Source organism: Metabacillus arenae (assembly GCF_014773385.1).
Classification (GTDB): domain Bacteria; phylum Bacillota; class Bacilli; order Bacillales; family Bacillaceae; genus Metabacillus_D; species Metabacillus_D arenae.
Window position 1 is genome coordinate 1 of record NZ_JACXAI010000044.1, and the last position, 18,385, is coordinate 18,385.

Below are 18,385 nucleotides of genomic sequence, written 5' to 3' on the forward strand. Positions count from 1 at the left end.
CAAGCTTTTAATTGGTCCGCTCGACTTGCATGTATTAGGCACGCCGCCAGCGTTCGTCCTGAGCCAGGATCAAACTCTCCGATAAAGTAGAGTTGATTAGCTCTTAAAAAATAAATCTAGAATTAACGTTGACGCTTTGCTTTGTTTAGTTTTCAAAGATCATTTTCACTTCGATTAGAAGCGACTTTATTAATATATCATCTTTTAAATATTAGGTCAACAACTTTTTTAGAAAAAATATTTTTTAAAGAAGTGACTTTATATACTATATACCCGTTAAACCGTATTGTCAACCATAAATTTAAACAAAGGTACCAGGTACTCGCGATTCCTGGAACCGCGAGTACCTGGTACCCAAAATGTTCTATTTTACTATTAATATGTTAAAAATACGAAATATAAAATAAAGATAATGAACAATCCGTACATGACAGGATGAATCTCCTTTGCCTTACCTTTAATCACCATTGTAATAGGATAAAAGATAAAACCAGCAGCAATTCCGGTTGCAATGCTATATGTTAATGGCATTGCAATGATCGTTAAAAAGGCAGGTACTGCGATTTCGAAACGATCCCAAGCAATCTTCCCTAAGGAAGAAACCATTAATGCACCTACAATAATTAATGCAGGAGCTGTGACAGGTGCTGTAATAACACCTAATAACGGCGAGAAGAATAGAGCTAACAAGAAAAATCCTGCAGTTACGACAGAAGCAAATCCCGAACGAGCACCTGCTGCAACGCCTGCTGTCGATTCAATATAAGAGGTAGTGGTAGATGTTCCAAAGATGGCCCCTACAACTGTTGCACCTGCATCTGCAAATAATGCTTTACCAGCGCGCGGAAGTTTATTTTCCTTCATTAACCCTGCTTGAGTTGCTACCGCAACCAATGTGCCTGCTGTATCAAAAAAATCTACAAACAAGAAAGTTAAGATAACGACTAACATGTTAAGTGTAAATAATTGATCTAAATTGAACAATGCTTGTCCGAAGGTAGGCGCTACGCTTGGTACGCTTCCTACAACTTGTGTTGGTATATCGATCAATTGAAAGATCATACCGGCAATCGCTGTGATCAACATCCCATAGAAAATGCCGCCTTTTACTCCTTTAACCATTAAGATCACGGTAACCACCAGTCCAAAGACTGCTAATAAAGTGTTTCCGTTTGTAAGATCCCCCAAGCCCACAAGCACTGTATCATCATTGACAATAATACCTGCACTTTGGAATCCTACAAAAGTAATGAATAGACCAATTCCAGCACCAACTGCAAGCTTCAATTCGGCTGGTATGGCGTTGATAATTTTCTCTCTCAGCCCAGTTAATGTTAAAAGAACGAAAATAATACCGGAAACTAATACTCCAGATAATGCGGTTTGCCACGGAATACCCATTCCAAGTACAACTGAAAATGAGAAAAAGGCATTAAGACCCATTCCTGGCGCAAGTGCTATTGGATATTTAGCGACCAATCCCATTAATAACGAACCAACTGCGGCCGCCACTGCCGTTGCTGTAAAAACAGCTCCTTGATCGATTCTTAATTCATCAGGAAAATCTCCTACAGAAAGCAAAGAAAGTGTTGTTGGATTAACAAACAAAATGTAAGCCATTGACAAAAAGGTTGTTAATCCCCCAATGAATTCTCGGCGATAATTTGTACCTAACTCTTCAAACTGAAAGTATTTTTTCAATTCGATTTCCTCCTATCACTTCTATCAGAAATCCCCCAAGAGCTCCAATTATTTAGAATAGTATATGACCAAAATAAAAACGCCCCACATGAATAGGAGTGCTTGACATCGGCGATAAAAAAAAGAATCAACCGTGATAACCGTTAAATACCGGTGTAGTCAAGCCATTGCGGCAGCTTGGTAGAAACTCTCGGGTCATATTCCCGATATTGAACAACGTCATGATTTATATTTGGAATCTACCGTTATTTTAGCAAGATAGAAAAAAAGAATCAACAAAAAACGAACATTTCTATTGAAATGTTCGTTTTCGTTCGTTTTTATTCCCATTCAATTGTTGCTGGCGGTTTACTTGTTATATCGTAAACTACACGATTTACGTGCTTTACTTCGTTTACAATTCTAGTGGAGATAATTTCAAGGACATCCCAAGATATTCTCGCCCAATCGGATGTCATCCCGTCGATTGAGGTGACAGCCCGGATACCAATTGTATAGTCATAGGTTCGAGCATCACCCATCACGCCGACACTGCGAATGTCAGGCAATACAGTGAAGTATTGCCAAATCTCACGTTCCAAATCAGCTTTTTTCACTTCTTCCCGCAAAATTGCGTCTGATTCACGGACGATTTCTAATTTTTCCTCAGAAATTTCTCCAAGAACACGAATACCTAATCCAGGTCCCGGGAAAGGCTGGCGCCAAACGATTTCATCAGGAATACCCAGCTCTGTGCCTAAAGCACGGACCTCATCTTTAAATAAAGTATTTAATGGCTCAATCAATTGGAATTGCATATCCTCCGGCAATCCACCCACATTGTGGTGAGATTTAATCGTTTGGGCAGTCGCGGTTCCACTTTCGATAATATCTGTATAAAGTGTACCTTGCGCCAAATAATCGATTCCTTTTAATTTAGCTGCCTCATCATCAAAAACGTAAATGAACTCATTGCCTATAATTTTCCTCTTTTGTTCTGGGTCGCTTACACCTTTCAATTTATCCATAAAGCGGTCTTTTGCATCCACTTTAATGACATTCATATTGAAGCCTTCACTAAAGGTCTTCATTACACCCTCAGCTTCATCCTTGCGTAATAAGCCGTGGTCAACGAAAATACATGTTAGCTGGTCTCCGATTGCTTTATGGATTAGTACCGCTACAACGGAAGAATCCACACCGCCGCTTAGTGCGCATAATACGTTTTTATCGCCGACTGTTTCACGAATCTTATTCATTTCCAATTCAATAAAGTTCTCCATCGACCATTCATCAGAACACCCGCAAATATTGAAAACGAAATTCTTCAATAGGTCATTTCCAAATTCAGAATGTCTTACTTCTGGATGGAATTGGACTCCGTATAGCTTCCGCTCTTCATTTCCAATAGCAGCATTCGGACAAGCAGGACTTGTTGCATCTATATTGAAGCCTTCTGGAATTTCCACCACTAAATCTCCATGACTCATCCAAACCACTTGTTCACTTGGAAGGCCGGTAAACATCGAAGGAGTGCCTTCAACATTAATTGTTGCTTTCCCATATTCACGGTTGCTGGCAGGCTCTACCTTACCGCCTAAGTAATGGGTCATGAGCTGCATGCCATAACAAATCCCGAGAACCGGAATACCTAAATCAAAAATTCTTTCATCACAACGGAAAGCATGATCGCCATACACACTATTAGGACCGCCGGATAATATGATACCGCTCGGATTAATCTCTTTAATTTCCTCAGCCGTGATTGTATGAGGATGCAGCTCACTATATACACCAAATTCACGAATGCGGCGAGTGATCAATTGGTTATACTGACTGCCGAAGTCTAGAACTAAAATCATTTCGTTTATCATTTCATTAATATTCGTCATCTTTTCACCTCTGCTCTTTCTTCCTAGACTTATTTTGTACAAAAAAATAAAAAAAACTAGAATTCTGCATAAAGAAAGAAGGCAGAACTCTAGCAATTATCCATGAGTTATCTGCCTTCATAGTCAGGTTTTAAGGTAACCCGGTAGAGACTCTCGAACCATATTACTCGAGGATATATGAAGGTACAAAGACTAATTAATTCACTTATTCTAACAAGGGAATAGGCTTAGGTCAAGATGATGTCTTTTTAATTAAATTTTCCCACAATTCAACAGACTTTTTCCATTCCTCAGCAGCATTATTTCTTCGATAGAGAGCCCTCTCATAGCTGTTGGTAAGAGTTGTCATATCTTCATTGTTAAAAGACTGATCAACGTACTTAGCGAAGTCTCTTAATGTCTGATTTTCCTGCCGTTTTAAGCCAAACCGTTCAAACTCTTTTAATAAAGCTGGATAGGCTTGAAAGAAAATTTCAGGGTCCTTTCGATTTCTAAATTTTATTAGAGCGAGGATAGGCTGCCATTTTCTTCTAGTAAAGTAAATAATGCCGCCGCACAGGGCAATCATTAATAAAGTCAAGTATAGGGCAGGGTTGCCAAAACTAAATTGGAATAAAGTGGCGTTGTCATCTGTACGAGACAATTCATTTTCATTCTGCTCCAGTGCTTCTGGTTTATCTGGTGCTTCCGTTTCTTCAGCTTCTGTTTCTGTCTCTGCTTCAGAATTTTCTGCTTGTTCGCCTTCAAAATCAGTCGTAAATGTCGCTGGATTAGAAAACCCTTTGGTTGGTTCAAACGGAACCCACCCTGCTCCAGGAAAGTAGACCTCAACCCATGAATGGGCATTATTATTGGTCACTTCATATTCACTTCGGGAGCCGTCAATGGTTCCTACATAATCTCCATTTGTATAACCCTTTACCCACCTAGCCGGAATATCCAAAGATCTTAAGAGAACGACCATAGAGGTCGAAAAGTTATCACAATACCCTTTCATCGTTTCAAATAAAAACTGGTCTACATAGTCTTCATTCTCTCCCGGTACCGCAACATCTGTTGTTTCATAAACAAATGAGGAAGACCCAAAATATCGCTCGACTGCCTTCACTCGATCATATTGATTCGTTTCCTCTTTTGTAATTTCTGCAGCTAAGTCTCTCACCCGCTCAGGAAGAGAGTCTGGAAGCTGTGTATATCGCCTCATTAACTCCTGAGGCATTTCAGAAGAGTCTGCTGCTTCTTCAAGCTCATTAATTTTATAAGCAGGAAGGGTAAACTCTACTTCATATTGGTTTGGGTCGCGGGGATAGTCAGATTGGTCCCGATTTGTTTCGATTCGCTCTGTTAAAGGATGAAAGGTTAATTCGGTCTCTTCTTCAAAGTCTACTTTATTTAATCCCAATGGGTACATAAGATGGTTAAAACGATAATCTGGATTTATTTCAATGCTACTCGTAGATACCGAATCTTCATTTACATTTTCCAGCCACTCAACTTCAATATTATTAGAATCAAGTGGAATTGGGTTTTCATTCCCCTTAGAAGAAACCCAACCTTTCCCCGTATATTCATCCTTTACTTCGACCCGCCAATAATGACGGCTTTCCGTCACAGCCGTAAAGACTAAAGTAGGGTCTTCAATAAATGGCCCGCCCAGTTGTTCATCATTTGGACCATACCCAATCTTGTTTATATTTCCTCTTAGGGCTTCATCTTCCATGCCATAAGCAGTAAAATACGGCACAGGATCAGGCCACTGCGGAGCTGCTTTTGGAGATAGAAATCCAAGTGATGTCGCAAATGCGATAAACACAAACAAAGGGGTGATCCATTTCATATACGTACTTTTCCCGCTGCCCAAACCCTCTGTTTTCATTAACCGATCTAGATAAAGCAGACCTAAAAGGAAAAATCCGATTATGACGATTCTAACGATTGCAAATGTTGCATCATAAGGTGAAAATGTATCAAGAATCGTAATATAGGCAAGGGTCATTATGAAAAAAAACAAAATCCTTTTTTGGAAAATAAGCCAATAATGCAGTAAATAGACTAGCAGCCACAATAAAATAAAAAACAGCAAGGTCCTAAAGGAGTCCGTCATCTCCATCCATCTAGCCTGCTGAATAAAGGAGAAGTTATAAGTAATTTCCTCAAATAACATTGAAACCCAAGTCATACTAAACAAGTTTCCTTCAAAAAACAAGCCGTGCAGGATAAACAAAATAAACCCGATTTTGACAGGAACAGCAATATACCATTTTGTTTTTAACGAAGTCATTAAAAAAGAGATGGCGATGAAGAAAACGAAAATGGAAGTTTGCCTCGTATCTGTAAAGCTTTCAAGTGGTCTTAACCACTCCCATAACAATAGAAATGCAAACAAATAGTAAGCATAAAATGACACTCTTCGATCGGAAGCTTTTTGTTTAGTATAGTTCACCTTCTCACCTCACCTTAGAAAAAGCATCCTCATATTGTCCTTCAACCACAATTCGGATTGGTATTTTCTGCCTTTTAAGCCTTTCCACTAATACTCTTTCTTCATTTGTAAGCCTTTTATGACTTTCCTTCGTTAAAAATAACATATAGGGAGCGTTTGAAGGAGCCGTTTCAAACCTTCTAACTAATTCAATCGACATACAGCTAGTAATTAAAATCTTAAGGCCCTTACTACCGGTTGCAGCGTGCTTATCTAATACAGATGAAAAGGTTTGGGAACTGTCAGCTTCAACCTTTGCCAAATGGTAGAAGACCTTTTTTAAATGATCTTCTGAAGAATAAAACGGAAAGACTGTATTTTCCTTTCCGATTGAAATCAAACCTGCACTAGCACCACTTTTTAACACAGCTCGTATTACTGAGGCTGTAAAGGTAACAACTTGTTCAAACTGTTCGGATGGCGACCGATCCATAATCACAAGAATATCCTGACTTCTTTGTTGTTCAAATTCCTTTGTCATCATCTTGTCTCTTCTAGCAGAGGCTTTCCAATCAATCCAGGAAAAACGGTCACCAGCTTCATATTCCCTAACACCTGAGGCCATGGTTGTATCCTGCAGGAAGCGAATACTAGACTTACTAGACCCCTGTTCGAACTGTTTATTTTTCTGGCTGTATATTAATTCTTCATAATGAGGATAAACTAAAAAGTAATCTTCTGCCTTAAACTCTTTCTCTTTTTCTAATAATCCGAAAATATCTCCTGTTTTTAAACGGATTGAAAAGAAGCGGTGCTCTCCTCGCGGCATAGAAGATAATTCATATTTAAAGTGAAACGCTCGTTTAAACCAAGGAAATAATAGTTTCTTAGGGGAAGACAAAGCTCCATTACTAGATTTAAGCTTTTCTGGTAGTTGATCTTCCACAATCAGATAAAATAAAGGAAAGGGAAATTTCCTTTTAATCTCGATCTTTGCTACAAGCTTTTCCCCTACAGAGAATTGCTCTTGGTTGACTGTTCTAGTTACGGTGAAGGTTTGCAGCGGATATAGGGCTAAAAACAGCGAGTAAACAGCAAACGGCAGAAAAGAATAAAAAAGAAACCAACTGACAAAACCGCCTTGAAACATGCCATAGCAAAAAGTTATTGCTGTTAAAATCAAAAGAAGGAACAGCTTCCAAAAATAGCGCAGCTTTATAAAAAGGTTCTTCATTTATCGACTTAACTTTCTTTGAACAGGAACAGAGGTTTTGGACATAATCTCTTCAACAAGCTGATCAGCCGATTTTCCTTCAAACCTTGCTTCTGATCTTAATATGATTCTGTGAGGAAGGGTGTATGGAGCAAGATACTGAATATCATCTGGAATAACATAATCTCGTCCCATCATAAATGCGTAAGCTTGAGCAGCTTTCATTAAAGCAATTGAACCACGAGGGCTGACTCCTAAATACACAGCCGGATGCTTACGGGTTTTTTGAACAAGTTCTACAATATAACGCTTAACTGTATCATCTATAAAGCTATTTTTTATTTGCTGCTGTAAGGTAACAAGCTCTTCTTTCGTCATAACAGCTTCTATTTGTTCGATTGGTTTTGCTTTTTCTGCAAGTGAAAGGACCTCTAATTCCTCATTAATTGTTGGGTAGCCCATTCGGAGCTTGAATAGAAACCGATCCAGCTGAGCTTCAGGCAAAGGAAAGGTTCCTTCATATTCAATAGGATTTTGAGTGGCCATCACAAAAAATGGTTTATGTAGTTGCATTGTCACGCCATCTATTGTTAAACTGCTTTCTTCCATCCCTTCAAGCAAGGCAGATTGAGTTTTTGGGGATGTGCGATTTATTTCATCAGCCAAGACCACATTTCCAAGAATAGGGCCCGGACGAAATTCAAATTCTAATGTTTTAGGATTATAAATAGATACACCTGTAACATCTGAAGGGAGAAGGTCTGGAGTAAATTGAATTCGTTTAAAATCAGCACCAACTGATTTAGCTAAAGCTCGAACCATCATCGTTTTCCCAACTCCGGGTACATCCTCTAAAAGGACATGCCTATCAGCTAGTAAGGCAACTAAGCTTAATACAGCTACATCTTTTTTCCCAACCATAACTTTTTCAATATTATCAATAACTCTTCCGAGTGCTGGGTGCATTGCTTCATTATAAGCCATCTTTTCCTCCTAGTACTTTGTATCGAATTCGCCTACAATTATATATTTCTAACATATCACTGTAATTCCTTTTATAATAGGGAAATATTCTGGTCCCTTTAGACTATTACCCTCTTTTCTATTATACCAAACACAAAAAACCCTTGCTGTCTCAAAGGGTTTAAAAAACAAAGGATAAAATTGAACTATCGATTTTTCAGAGACGGTACCAGGTACCGTCTCTCCATTAAATTATTTGCGAATTTTTTCAATTTCATCTGCTATAAATTGTACTTGTGTTCCAACAATCACTTGAATGCTGTGTGGCCCAACAATATTAATCCCCGGCACACCCGTAGATTTAATTTTGTTTTGATCTACTGCATCCATATCCTTCACTTCAATTCGCAAACGTGTTACACAGTTATCAACAGATGTCACATTCGCGTCTCCGCCTAATCCATCATAAATCTTAGCTGCCATTACAGTATGAGGATTGCTTACTGCGCCCGTTTCCCCGTCTTCTTCAACAGCTTCATCTGTATCTTCTTCCCTTCCGGGAGTTTTTAAGTTAAATTTTGTAATTAAAAAACGGAATAAAACATAGTAAATGACAGCAAAAACTAAACCTTGAAGCAGTAACATATATGGTTGATTAGCAAGTGGCAGCCTTGAACTCAAGACAAAATCCACAAAGCCTGCACTAAAACCAAAGCCTGCAGTCCAATGGAAAAATGAAGCAATTGCTAATGAAATTCCTGTCAAGGCTGCATGCACAACATAAAGAGCCGGAGCTAAAAACATGAATGCAAATTCAAGCGGTTCTGTAACCCCAGTAAAGAATGAAGCGAAACCTGCGGCTAACATCAATGATGCTGCTTGTTTTTTCCTTTTCGTTTTGGCAGTATGATACATGGCTAACGCTGCGGCCGGCAAGCCAAACATCATGATTGGGAAGAATCCCGCTTGATACATTCCAGTAATCCCCTTTGTTCCAGTACCTGCCCAGAAATTACCGATATCATTGATTCCTGCTACATCAAACCAGAAAACAGAGTTTAATGCGTGGTGTAACCCAGTAGGAATTAAAAGTCTGTTGAAAAATCCATATAATCCAGCACCAACAAAACTTAAATCACTGATTCCCTTGCCAAAAGAAACTAAGGCAGAGTAGATAATCGGCCATAAAAAGAACAATACTACAGAAACAAGTAACATAGAGACAGCTGACATTATAGGCACCAGTCTCTTCCCGCTAAAAAAGGCAAGCGCAGCTGGCAATTGGACATGACTATAACGATCGAACATGATCGCAGCAACTATCCCTGAAAGAATTCCTACAAATTGATTTTCTATTTTTACAAATGCGGGATTAACACTTTCTGCATCAATTCCTTGAAGCATAGCAACAGTGTCTGTTGAAAGCAATGTTGTAATAACCAGATAAGCTACCAATCCGCTCAATGCAGCTGAACCATCTTTTGTTTTAGCCATACCAAATGCTACACCTACCGCAAAAAGAATCGACATATTGTCAATAACAGAAGATCCAGCTTTAATTAAGAAGGCCGCTATCGGATTTTCAGCTCCCCAACCTGTGGGATCTATCCAATAACCGATTCCCATTAAAATAGCTGCAACTGGTAACACTGCTACCGGAAGCATTAACGACCGTCCAAGTTTTTGCAGATATTTCATCATTTAAAATTCCCCCTATCCAAAAAACATATTTGTATCAAATTGAATTGAAGAGAATACTAGTGTTTAACATCGACCTAAAACTCAGGGTGTCCAGTTTTAGCGCCTACATTAGCTATATCCCTCAGAAATAGACACAAAAACCTTTTGGAAATATAATTTTTTGGTATCCTATGTTATCAATAAAAATAAATTCACAATAAAGTAAAATAGCTAACTATCTAAATTTCTCTTTCAAAAGATTATGTTTTCTATTTTCAACTACATTTCTTTCTCTAAAATACTGCATTTGAATCTTTCAATATACACCAGTCTGCCTCAGAGAGATTTGCTCCTTTTACTAGAAATCATTTCTTTGTAGCTTATTTCATATCGATTTCAATCTAATTATTTTTTATCGCCTCCTTGAAGCTTCATTGGAGAATCAACACAGCCTCACCTAACACATGATCTTTTTCTCTAAATTGCCTTTTTCAAATCCTCTTTTATAAACTTGTTTCCCTCCTCTAAATGTACAGGTGGCAAGCTAGCAATGATAAACGTTCATGCAGCTTTGTACCAATGTATTCCGATGCAAGTGTAATTATTTCCTTGAGAACAGTAAAATGATTTCTCAGAATACGATTTAAAAGCTGATGATGAATAATTTAAACTTTTTCCTATTATACCTTTAATTTCCTCCGTACTATAAATGCTCAGGCTTTAATTAGACCTACCCAGATCAACCGTAATAACCAGCTTGCCATTTAAATCGCTTTCAATCATACACTTAACCCTTATAGTTGTCTATACCACAAAAATTACAAAAAAAAAGAATGTCTTGAATATCTAATGGGTTCATCAACTTCCTGCACAATTTTGCACTCTCTTAGTTTTCTGTAACTATATCTTCTTGTTCTTACGTTATCTTAAGAAGGATATACATTTCTACTCTCCTAGAAATACCATTTTCTTTTCAATTTGTTCAACTCGAATTCCTCATATTAATAGTACTAGTTTTTATTATTTAGAAACACCACCAATAAATCTGCGTATACAAAAAGAAATGGGATACTTTTTAATTTCATCCTTTTATCCTATTTTCTGCCCTGCAGAAAAAATCTCAAAATGATTTTTAGGGGGAAATTCACGAATGAATGCAGGTCAAAGAAAGGGTATACATATATCTTTCCATAAATATTTAATGATCTATAACCTATTATGATTTTATGGTAATTTTATACATATTATTAAAACAAAAACTATAACTTTAGTCTTAGTATATTTGGGTATTTAGTGATTATTCAATAATCCGAGTGCATTTGGCTCAGTTGACATTCATTCATGATTAAAGTAACCTTGGTGTTGAAATTGGAACCGGTTCTATTATTTCGAATTTTCATTTATCTTTTTTATTATTAAATTACTAGATTGCTATTCAAAGTTATCCTATAGTTATCTTTTTCGAAATGAGTTCCATCTAGGCCTTTCACGTGCATACAGAGCCTATGGAGGAGATTAAAACCTTTCGAAAAACCAAGCTGTTATTCATTTTTAAAAATTAAATATTTCAAGAAAGAGGGAAAAATTTAATGAACATCAAAAAAGTTGTAAGACAAGCAACAGTGTTAACTTTTGCTACAACAATCCTTGTAGGAGGTGGATTTCAAGCTTCTGCTAAAGAAAAAGACAGCAGGGATTTTAAAGAAAAGTACGGTATTTCCCATATTACTCGTCATGACATGCATAAACTACCTGAACAACAAAAAAGTGAGCAATTTAAAGTACCTCAATTCGATGGATCAAAAATAGAAAATATTCCTTCAGCAAAAGGTTTAGATGTTTGGGATACTTGGCCTTTGCAAAACGCTGATGGAACAGTGGCAGAATATAAAGGATATCACCTTGTTTTCGGTCTGGCAGGAAACCCTGAAGATGCAAATGATACTTCAGTTTATTTGTTCTATAAAAAAGCAGACGAGACTTCTTTAGATAGCTGGAAAAATGCAGGAAGAGTGTTTGATGATAGTGAACAATTCGTTCCAAACGACCCTCATCTAAAGGATGAAACACAAGAGTGGTCAGGTTCCGCAACCTTAACATCCGATGGAGAAGTTCGCTTATTTTATACAAGCTTCTCAGGTAAGAATTACGGTAAACAAACGTTAACAACTGCACAAGTCAATGTATCTCAACCAGATGCTGACTCTATTAAGATTGAAGGAGTAGAAGATTACAAATCGATCTTTGATGCTGATGGTAAGAAGTACCAGCATGTTCAACAATTTATCGATGGGGGAGCCTATAATTCAGGCGATAACCACACTTTCAGAGATCCTCATTATGTTGAAGATAAAGGTCGTAAATACCTTGTATTTGAAGCTAATACAGGTACAGAAACTGGTTACCAAGGAGAGGAATCTCTATTCAATAGAGCATACTATGGCGGAAGTAAAAAATTCTTCGAAGCAGAAAAAAATAAATTGCTTCAAAGTCCACAAAAAGAAAAAGCCGAGTTAGCTAATGGTGCAATCGGTATTGTTGAATTAAATGATGATTATACTTTGAAAAAAGTAATGAAGCCATTGCTTGCATCCAATACAGTAACAGATGAGATTGAACGAGCTAACGTATTTAAAATGGATGGTAAATGGTACTTATTCACTAGTGCAAGAGGATCTAAAATGACCATCGATGGAATTACTGACAAGGATATTTACATGTTAGGTTACGTGTCAAATTCCTTAACCGGAAAATACAAACCTTTAAATGATACTGGACTTGTCTTACACCATAATCTTGATCCTAATGATGTTACTTGGAATTACGCTCACTATATAACACCTACCAAGTCGAAAGATAATAATGTAGTAGTAACAAGTTACATGACGAATAGAGGGTTCTTTGAAGACCATAAAACGACCTTTGCTCCAAGCTTCTTGCTTAACATTGAAGGATCTGAAACTTCTGTTGTAGAAGATAGTATCCTTGAACAAGGGCAATTAACAGTGAAAGATGATGATAAAGGCAGAGACAAAGATCGAAAAAACGATGATGACTAATAGCAGAGAATTTTCACTGCAATTTTAACAGCGATTAAGAACATCCTAAAAATAGGAAAAGAAAATGCCGATATATATCGGCATTTTCTTTTAATCAGGGGACGCTGTAATTTCACCTGTCAATCAAGTAAACTTTCTTATTTAGCTCTTTTAACAGATATATAAACCCCCGTTTTTGGAAAATTGGATGAACGAATTTTTCTTTTTCTTTTTTTAAGCTTGTTATTATTGTTTTATACTTTGTCCTGCTCATCTTGATTTGAAAATTGATTGCTAAGAATAAATAATTCGCATGTTATCTAATTACAGCAAGATTTACAAACAATAAAGCGAGGAATTTATATGCAAAAAAGAGGATTTAATAAGAAAGCACTCAAACTGTTAGGTGTTTTAATTGTTATACTAAGTATTGTAGTAATCATAGGGTTATTTAACCAACATCCAGAAAAGAAGAAACCAAAAGATCCATTAACATTTCGAGCAACGTATCATTTTACATCACCTGATAAATGGAAAAACGACCCTCAGAAGCCTATCTATTTTGATGGAAAGTATCATTACTATTATCTCTATAATGGTGACTATCCAAATGGTAATGGAACTGAATGGCGCCATGCCACATCAAAGGATTTGGTACACTGGAAAGATGAAGGAGTGGCCATTCCGAAATATACGAATAAAAATGGCGATCCATGGTCAGGATCAGTCGTTGTCGATAAAAAAAATACAGCTGGCTTTGGTAAAGGGGCCATTGTGGCGATTGTGACGCAGCCATCTGCGAATGGCGGCAAAGAGGAACAATATTTATGGTACAGTACAGACAAAGGACAAACGTTTAAATCTTATAGTGATCAGCCTATTATGCCTAATCCGGGCACAGAAGATTTTAGAGATCCGAAAATTATCTGGGATCCTCAAGCTGGTAAATGGGTGATGACTATGGCAGAAGGAACGAAGATTGGTATTTATGAGTCCAATAATCTAAAGGAATGGCACTATACAGGGGGGTTCCAAACGCAAAATATTGGGATAGTAGAATGTCCTGATCTTTTTAGGATGCGAGCGAGTGACGGGACATATAAGTGGGTTCTAGGTGCCAGTGCAAATGGCAAATCTACTGGTAAACCGAATACCTACGCATATTGGATCGGCACCTATAATGGAAAGGAATTTATCGCAGATAACAATGAACCCCAGTGGCTGGATTACGGTTATGATTGGTATGGCGGCGTGACGTTCGAAAATGGTAAAAGCAGCGATAAATTCGATAAACGTTATGCTTTAGCATGGATGAATAATTGGGATTATCCGCACAATACGCCGACATTGCAGGACGGCTTTAACGGAATGGATTCTATTGTTCGTCAAATTGAACTAAAGCATGAAGGCAACAATGCATACAACCTGACCTCACAACCAATGGAAGCCTTGAATAAATTGACCCATTCAACAGATTATTTTAAACAAATCAAGGTTAATGGTTCAAAGACGCTAAAAGTAACAGGCGATGCCTATCAACTTGAAGCGGATATATCTTGGTCAGATTTAAAGAATGTAGGCTTAAGACTTCGAGAATCAAAAGACAAAAACCGCCATGTTGATGTGGGGATTTCTACAGAAGGTCAATACTCTTATGTCAACAGAGCCTTTACGGGACATCCCGACAAAAGCCAAAAGTATGTTGAAAGCAAAGCCCCATTTGACACAAGCAAAAAGAAAGTACATTTAAAGATTCTCGTCGATAAAACAAGTGTTGAAGTCTTCGTTAATGATGGTAAGGTGGCTCACTCTAATGAAGTGTTCCCTAATTTAAATGATAAAGGAATAACACTTTTTTCAGAAGGCGGCACATCTATCTTTAAAAATGTTAAGATTAAACACTATGATTCTATCAATAAGAAGCAGCTGGAAAGATAGAACATGTCAGCAGGATATTATAAAATAATGATTTAAGAAAATATAAGTAAGTAGGAGAATGTCCCAAAAGTAACAACTTTTGGGACATTTTTTTAGCCTAAAAAGCAAGAAGACCATTATGGATATAATTGAATCAGCCGGTAGTTTTTAAATTACAAACCCAAGGTTCTGAGGTATTTACCATTCTCTAAATATTGATAAATATCACCATATTCTTGAAATGTTTTAAGAAAAGAATGAACGGTATTCATCGGTGTTTAAGGATAAGGAATCAGTGATAAGAACCCTGTCACTGGGCTATAGTTGTTGGGTGATAAGAGGTATATAATCATCCGTTTTCTTAAGATTGGAACATTTCTTCATCAGTTTTTCATCGGATACCTGCCACGTATGATTTTTTTGGGCGCTTCTAATATAGACAAAGTTATATGGATTCGTTGTATAAATCTCAAATTGTTTTCTAGCTTCACGTAAAAATCCCTTATCCACTGCTGAATTCCATTTTGGGAATTGAATCTGATTAAAAACTTTTTTTCTAAACATGATGGTTGGCCCTGCTATCGGTAAAAATGCTTCCCGAATGCCAAGTTTTTGATTTTGTTGAAAGTAGGTAAATACCTTTTTCTTTCCTACAATATCTGCCTGTTTCTCCTGAAATACAGTCATCGCTTGGGGAACATAATAGGGCGAATAGTAATCATCATCATCAAATTTTGCGATAATATCATAGTTGGATTTGGTAACACCATAGTTTAAACATTCTCCTAAAGTAATCTGAGAGGGAAGCTGATACACGTTTACATTCGAAAACTGTTTGGCTTTCTTTTGCCATTTCTTGATATCCATATCATCTCCGTTTAAAACCACGATAAGCTCCTTTTCCTCCCAATCTTGGTGAGCAAAGTTATGAAATACGTTATCCATCTGTTTATTCCTGTTTGTACAGGTAACAATCGAAATCACTTTCCATTCCTCCAGTATATGAACATTAAGCATTCGAACATAGAAATTGTTTTTTATAAAAGTTTAACGATCAGGGGATTTATATAAAGATCAAAATGTAGGGAAGTTGTCCTAAAATAAATGACACAAATATTTTGTAAACCACGTATCAGGGGTAAACCCTGACTATAAATCTTCCTCAACTCCATTGAGGTTAATATATTTATATGTTGTCTATCTATTTATGAAATTCCAAATGTCCTATCATTTAAGCACTTTTTTGGATTCTGGTGCAAAGATATAATTAATCATGAGTTAATAGTGGGAAAAAGGATTAAGTGGAGATATCGATAACCAATTTGGCTAACATTAACGCAGGGTCTAATTTCAGCATATTTGTTTTTATATAGGGAAATAAAAGTGGAATTTCTGTGCAACCGCCGAGTAACGTTGAAACAGACATTGTTTCGTATGTCTCTAACATTTGGTTTAATTCTTCCATGCATGAATTATTCTCAATATTTCCGGCTTTCACCTCATTTATTGCTTTATTTATTAGCATTTGCTCTTTTTCAGTGGGAAGGATCAATTCAACTATTGTATTTTTGAAGGCATTCTGATATAAATTCATTTTAATAGCAGTATTTGTAGCAAGCAGGAATATTTTTTGATCTCTTTCATTGATCAGCGATAACGTTTGTTTGACGGTATTTTTGATCATATCATAACAAGGAATAGTAATGGTCTCGGCAATTTGGTCAAGCCAAATATGAGCTGTATTACAGGGCATAACAATAAAGTCTGCACCGGACTGTTCTAGTATCTTTGCAGATTTGATTAATTCTGATAACGGAGTTTCGTTATCCTTTATCAAAGTATCAATACGTGCAGGAATTTTCGGATTATTATTTATGATGATGTGAAGATGATCTTGGTCAGTTTGTGCATTGGTATTTTTGACAATCTTATAGAACAAATCACATGTAGCCAGAGGCCCCATCCCCCCTAGGATACCTACGGTTTTAGACATTTACATCTTCTCTTTCTAATCATAGTTTTCAGTAATGTAAGGGCAACATTAAAGTGAATATTAAGAAAATACTTAATATATTCATATTTATTATTCAAAAAAAAGATTGGACTAATGATAGACCTATCATCAAAACAATCTTGTTATATACAAATAAATAAAACTCACAAAACTAAAAATTACCTATCTGTCTACTTTGAGCACAAAAAACTGGAGAAAGAACATTGGCAAGTCTTACACATTTCTTAGTCTCGTTATCTCCAGTCGTCCGATTGATTGGTTTATTAAATTTTTCATTTTCTAAAAAAGTTTCGTGCTGTTGGCTAGTCACAATTTGTTGGTAGGACTTAGCATAAATAAATTACGTTAAAAGGGGATTTATTCTAAACGTACCGATTCAAATCAAGTAAATTGCCAAGTAATCGATCATATTCAATTGGATAACGATTGAAACCATTGCTAGGTACAAATGTTAACTCACCAAAATAAATATGATTATTTAAATAATACAAATCGACTCGAACAAAGGGAAATCCTTGCGCGAGCTGTCTCGCAATAGAAATCATAGCATTTAAACGTTTTGGCTTATCGAGAGTTTTAGGAAAATTCGGATAGACAACTTTATATGGGAGCTTATTCCAATTAAGATTATATAAGTCGCGCTTATGATTATTAAATCTGTCTCCATCCACTTGAATATACTTAGGATTGCCATGGAAACAAAAAAACCTGAAATCCTTTAAATCACCGGATGGATCTTGAAGAAGTTCTTCAATTATAACTCGACCTTTAAGAGATTTATAATTTGGCTCTTTAGTTTTATCATAGTAATTGGAATTGACCCACCTGTTCATCTTTTCTCTAGCTTTGTTCCAATCAATTAGTGATTTGTCTTTGACAATAATATTCCAACCACAACCGTGTGTTGCTTTCATAACAAATGATTTGGGGAGTGACTCGAATTTAATGTCATACACATTTTCATATATCCCGATAAGAGGAACTAAGTGCTTTTCCCCAATTTTCTCTTTTATGCTTTGACGAACCTCATACTTGTCGACATATTTTGAAAATCTCTCTAAATTCCCATTTAATTTAATCCATTGCATTTTCTCAGTAAATGTTCGAGGATTTGTTAAGTTAAGTTCAAAACCGTGTATACGCTTAAAACGCTTTTTTAAAGAGTGGATTTTGTTACCCATGTGTTCCAATACACCATCCTTTGAATGTATCAAGTTTACTATTTATCATATGTGATTGTTCATTTTAGAGATTAGACAGTTGTAGGAGAGGATCAATAATTGATGTAAGAAAAGCGCAAGCGCCTTGTTATGCCTAGGGCAAGCACTCGGTCAATCCGTTAAGAAGGTTGTTCTTTAACCTTCTTGACGGACTGACCCTGCGACCTCAAGACGATGGCGCTCGGAGCTGGACATAGATACCACTCTTTATCACGTTAATACTTTAATTAAATTAAACTTTCTTCACTGAGAACGAAAAGCGCAAGGCGCCCGCCTATCGGCGACAAGCATAAGACGAGCCGGCATGAAGGTTGTTCTTTAACCTTCTTGACGGATTGGCTTATGA

At 36.8% G+C, this 18,385-nt stretch carries 11 protein-coding genes, 1 rRNA gene and 2 riboswitches; of the genes, 2 read left to right on the top strand and 10 right to left on the bottom strand.

The window, feature by feature from the left end:
* From IC621_RS23310 to nagE, 7 genes are all read right to left on the bottom strand, one after another.
* Positions 1 to 85: ribosomal RNA gene (locus IC621_RS23310) — 16S ribosomal RNA — on the bottom strand; the annotation flags it as partial.
* Between the two features lie 290 nt (positions 86 to 375).
* A complete protein-coding gene (locus IC621_RS23315) occupies positions 376 to 1,701 on the bottom strand; it encodes an NCS2 family permease (protein WP_191161987.1) in 1,326 nt (441 codons plus the stop codon).
* A 136-nt stretch (positions 1,702 to 1,837) separates the two neighbouring features.
* Positions 1,838 to 1,938, bottom strand: a riboswitch (purine riboswitch).
* Between the two features lie 83 nt (positions 1,939 to 2,021).
* Complete coding sequence (guaA, locus tag IC621_RS23320; protein WP_396653114.1) at positions 2,022 to 3,554, bottom strand: glutamine-hydrolyzing GMP synthase; 1,533 nt, start codon at positions 3,552 to 3,554, stop codon at positions 2,022 to 2,024.
* 118 nt (positions 3,555 to 3,672) lie between these two features.
* A riboswitch (purine riboswitch) is annotated at positions 3,673 to 3,773 on the bottom strand.
* 31 nt (positions 3,774 to 3,804) lie between these two features.
* Entirely contained in the window at positions 3,805 to 6,015 is a 2,211-nt protein-coding gene (locus tag IC621_RS23325; RefSeq protein WP_191161989.1) for a DUF4129 domain-containing transglutaminase family protein, read from the bottom strand.
* 4 nt (positions 6,016 to 6,019) lie between these two features.
* On the bottom strand, positions 6,020 to 7,228 hold the full coding sequence (locus IC621_RS23330; protein WP_191161991.1) for a DUF58 domain-containing protein: 1,209 nt from the start codon (positions 7,226 to 7,228) through the stop codon (positions 6,020 to 6,022).
* Positions 7,229 to 8,191, bottom strand: a complete 963-nt coding sequence (locus tag IC621_RS23335) for an AAA family ATPase (protein WP_191161993.1) — start codon at positions 8,189 to 8,191, stop codon at positions 7,229 to 7,231. It abuts the gene before it with no gap.
* Positions 8,192 to 8,422: 231 nt separating this feature from the next.
* Positions 8,423 to 9,871 carry an N-acetylglucosamine-specific PTS transporter subunit IIBC gene (nagE, locus tag IC621_RS23340; RefSeq protein WP_191161995.1) on the bottom strand — a complete coding sequence of 483 codons (1,449 nt, stop codon included), beginning with the start codon at positions 9,869 to 9,871 and terminating at the stop codon, positions 8,423 to 8,425.
* A gap of 1,568 nt (positions 9,872 to 11,439) precedes the next feature.
* Between nagE and IC621_RS23345 the strand changes: the two genes are divergently transcribed.
* Both IC621_RS23345 and IC621_RS23350 read left to right on the top strand, forming a co-directional pair.
* The gene (locus tag IC621_RS23345) at positions 11,440 to 12,909 is read left to right on the top strand and encodes a glycoside hydrolase family 68 protein (RefSeq protein ID WP_191161997.1); all 1,470 of its coding nucleotides are present in this window, start codon (positions 11,440 to 11,442) and stop codon (positions 12,907 to 12,909) included.
* Between the two features lie 342 nt (positions 12,910 to 13,251).
* The gene (locus tag IC621_RS23350; RefSeq protein ID WP_191161999.1) at positions 13,252 to 14,826 is read left to right on the top strand and encodes a glycoside hydrolase family 32 protein; all 1,575 of its coding nucleotides are present in this window, start codon (positions 13,252 to 13,254) and stop codon (positions 14,824 to 14,826) included.
* 297 nt (positions 14,827 to 15,123) lie between these two features.
* On the opposite strand, the gene IC621_RS23355 is transcribed toward IC621_RS23350, so the two are convergent.
* The 3 genes from IC621_RS23355 to IC621_RS23365 all read right to left on the bottom strand — a co-directional run bounded on the left by IC621_RS23355 (position 15,124) and on the right by IC621_RS23365 (position 18,000).
* Positions 15,124 to 15,789 (bottom strand): glycosyltransferase, encoded by a 666-nt coding sequence (locus tag IC621_RS23355; protein ID WP_191162001.1) that lies wholly within the window; start codon positions 15,787 to 15,789, stop codon positions 15,124 to 15,126.
* Between the two features lie 313 nt (positions 15,790 to 16,102).
* Positions 16,103 to 16,798, bottom strand: a complete 696-nt coding sequence (locus tag IC621_RS23360; protein ID WP_191162003.1) for a cysteate racemase — start codon at positions 16,796 to 16,798, stop codon at positions 16,103 to 16,105.
* 383 nt (positions 16,799 to 17,181) lie between these two features.
* A complete protein-coding gene (locus IC621_RS23365) occupies positions 17,182 to 18,000 on the bottom strand; it encodes an ATP-grasp fold amidoligase family protein (RefSeq protein ID WP_191162005.1) in 819 nt (272 codons plus the stop codon).
* Between the last annotated feature and the right edge of the window lie 385 nt (positions 18,001 to 18,385).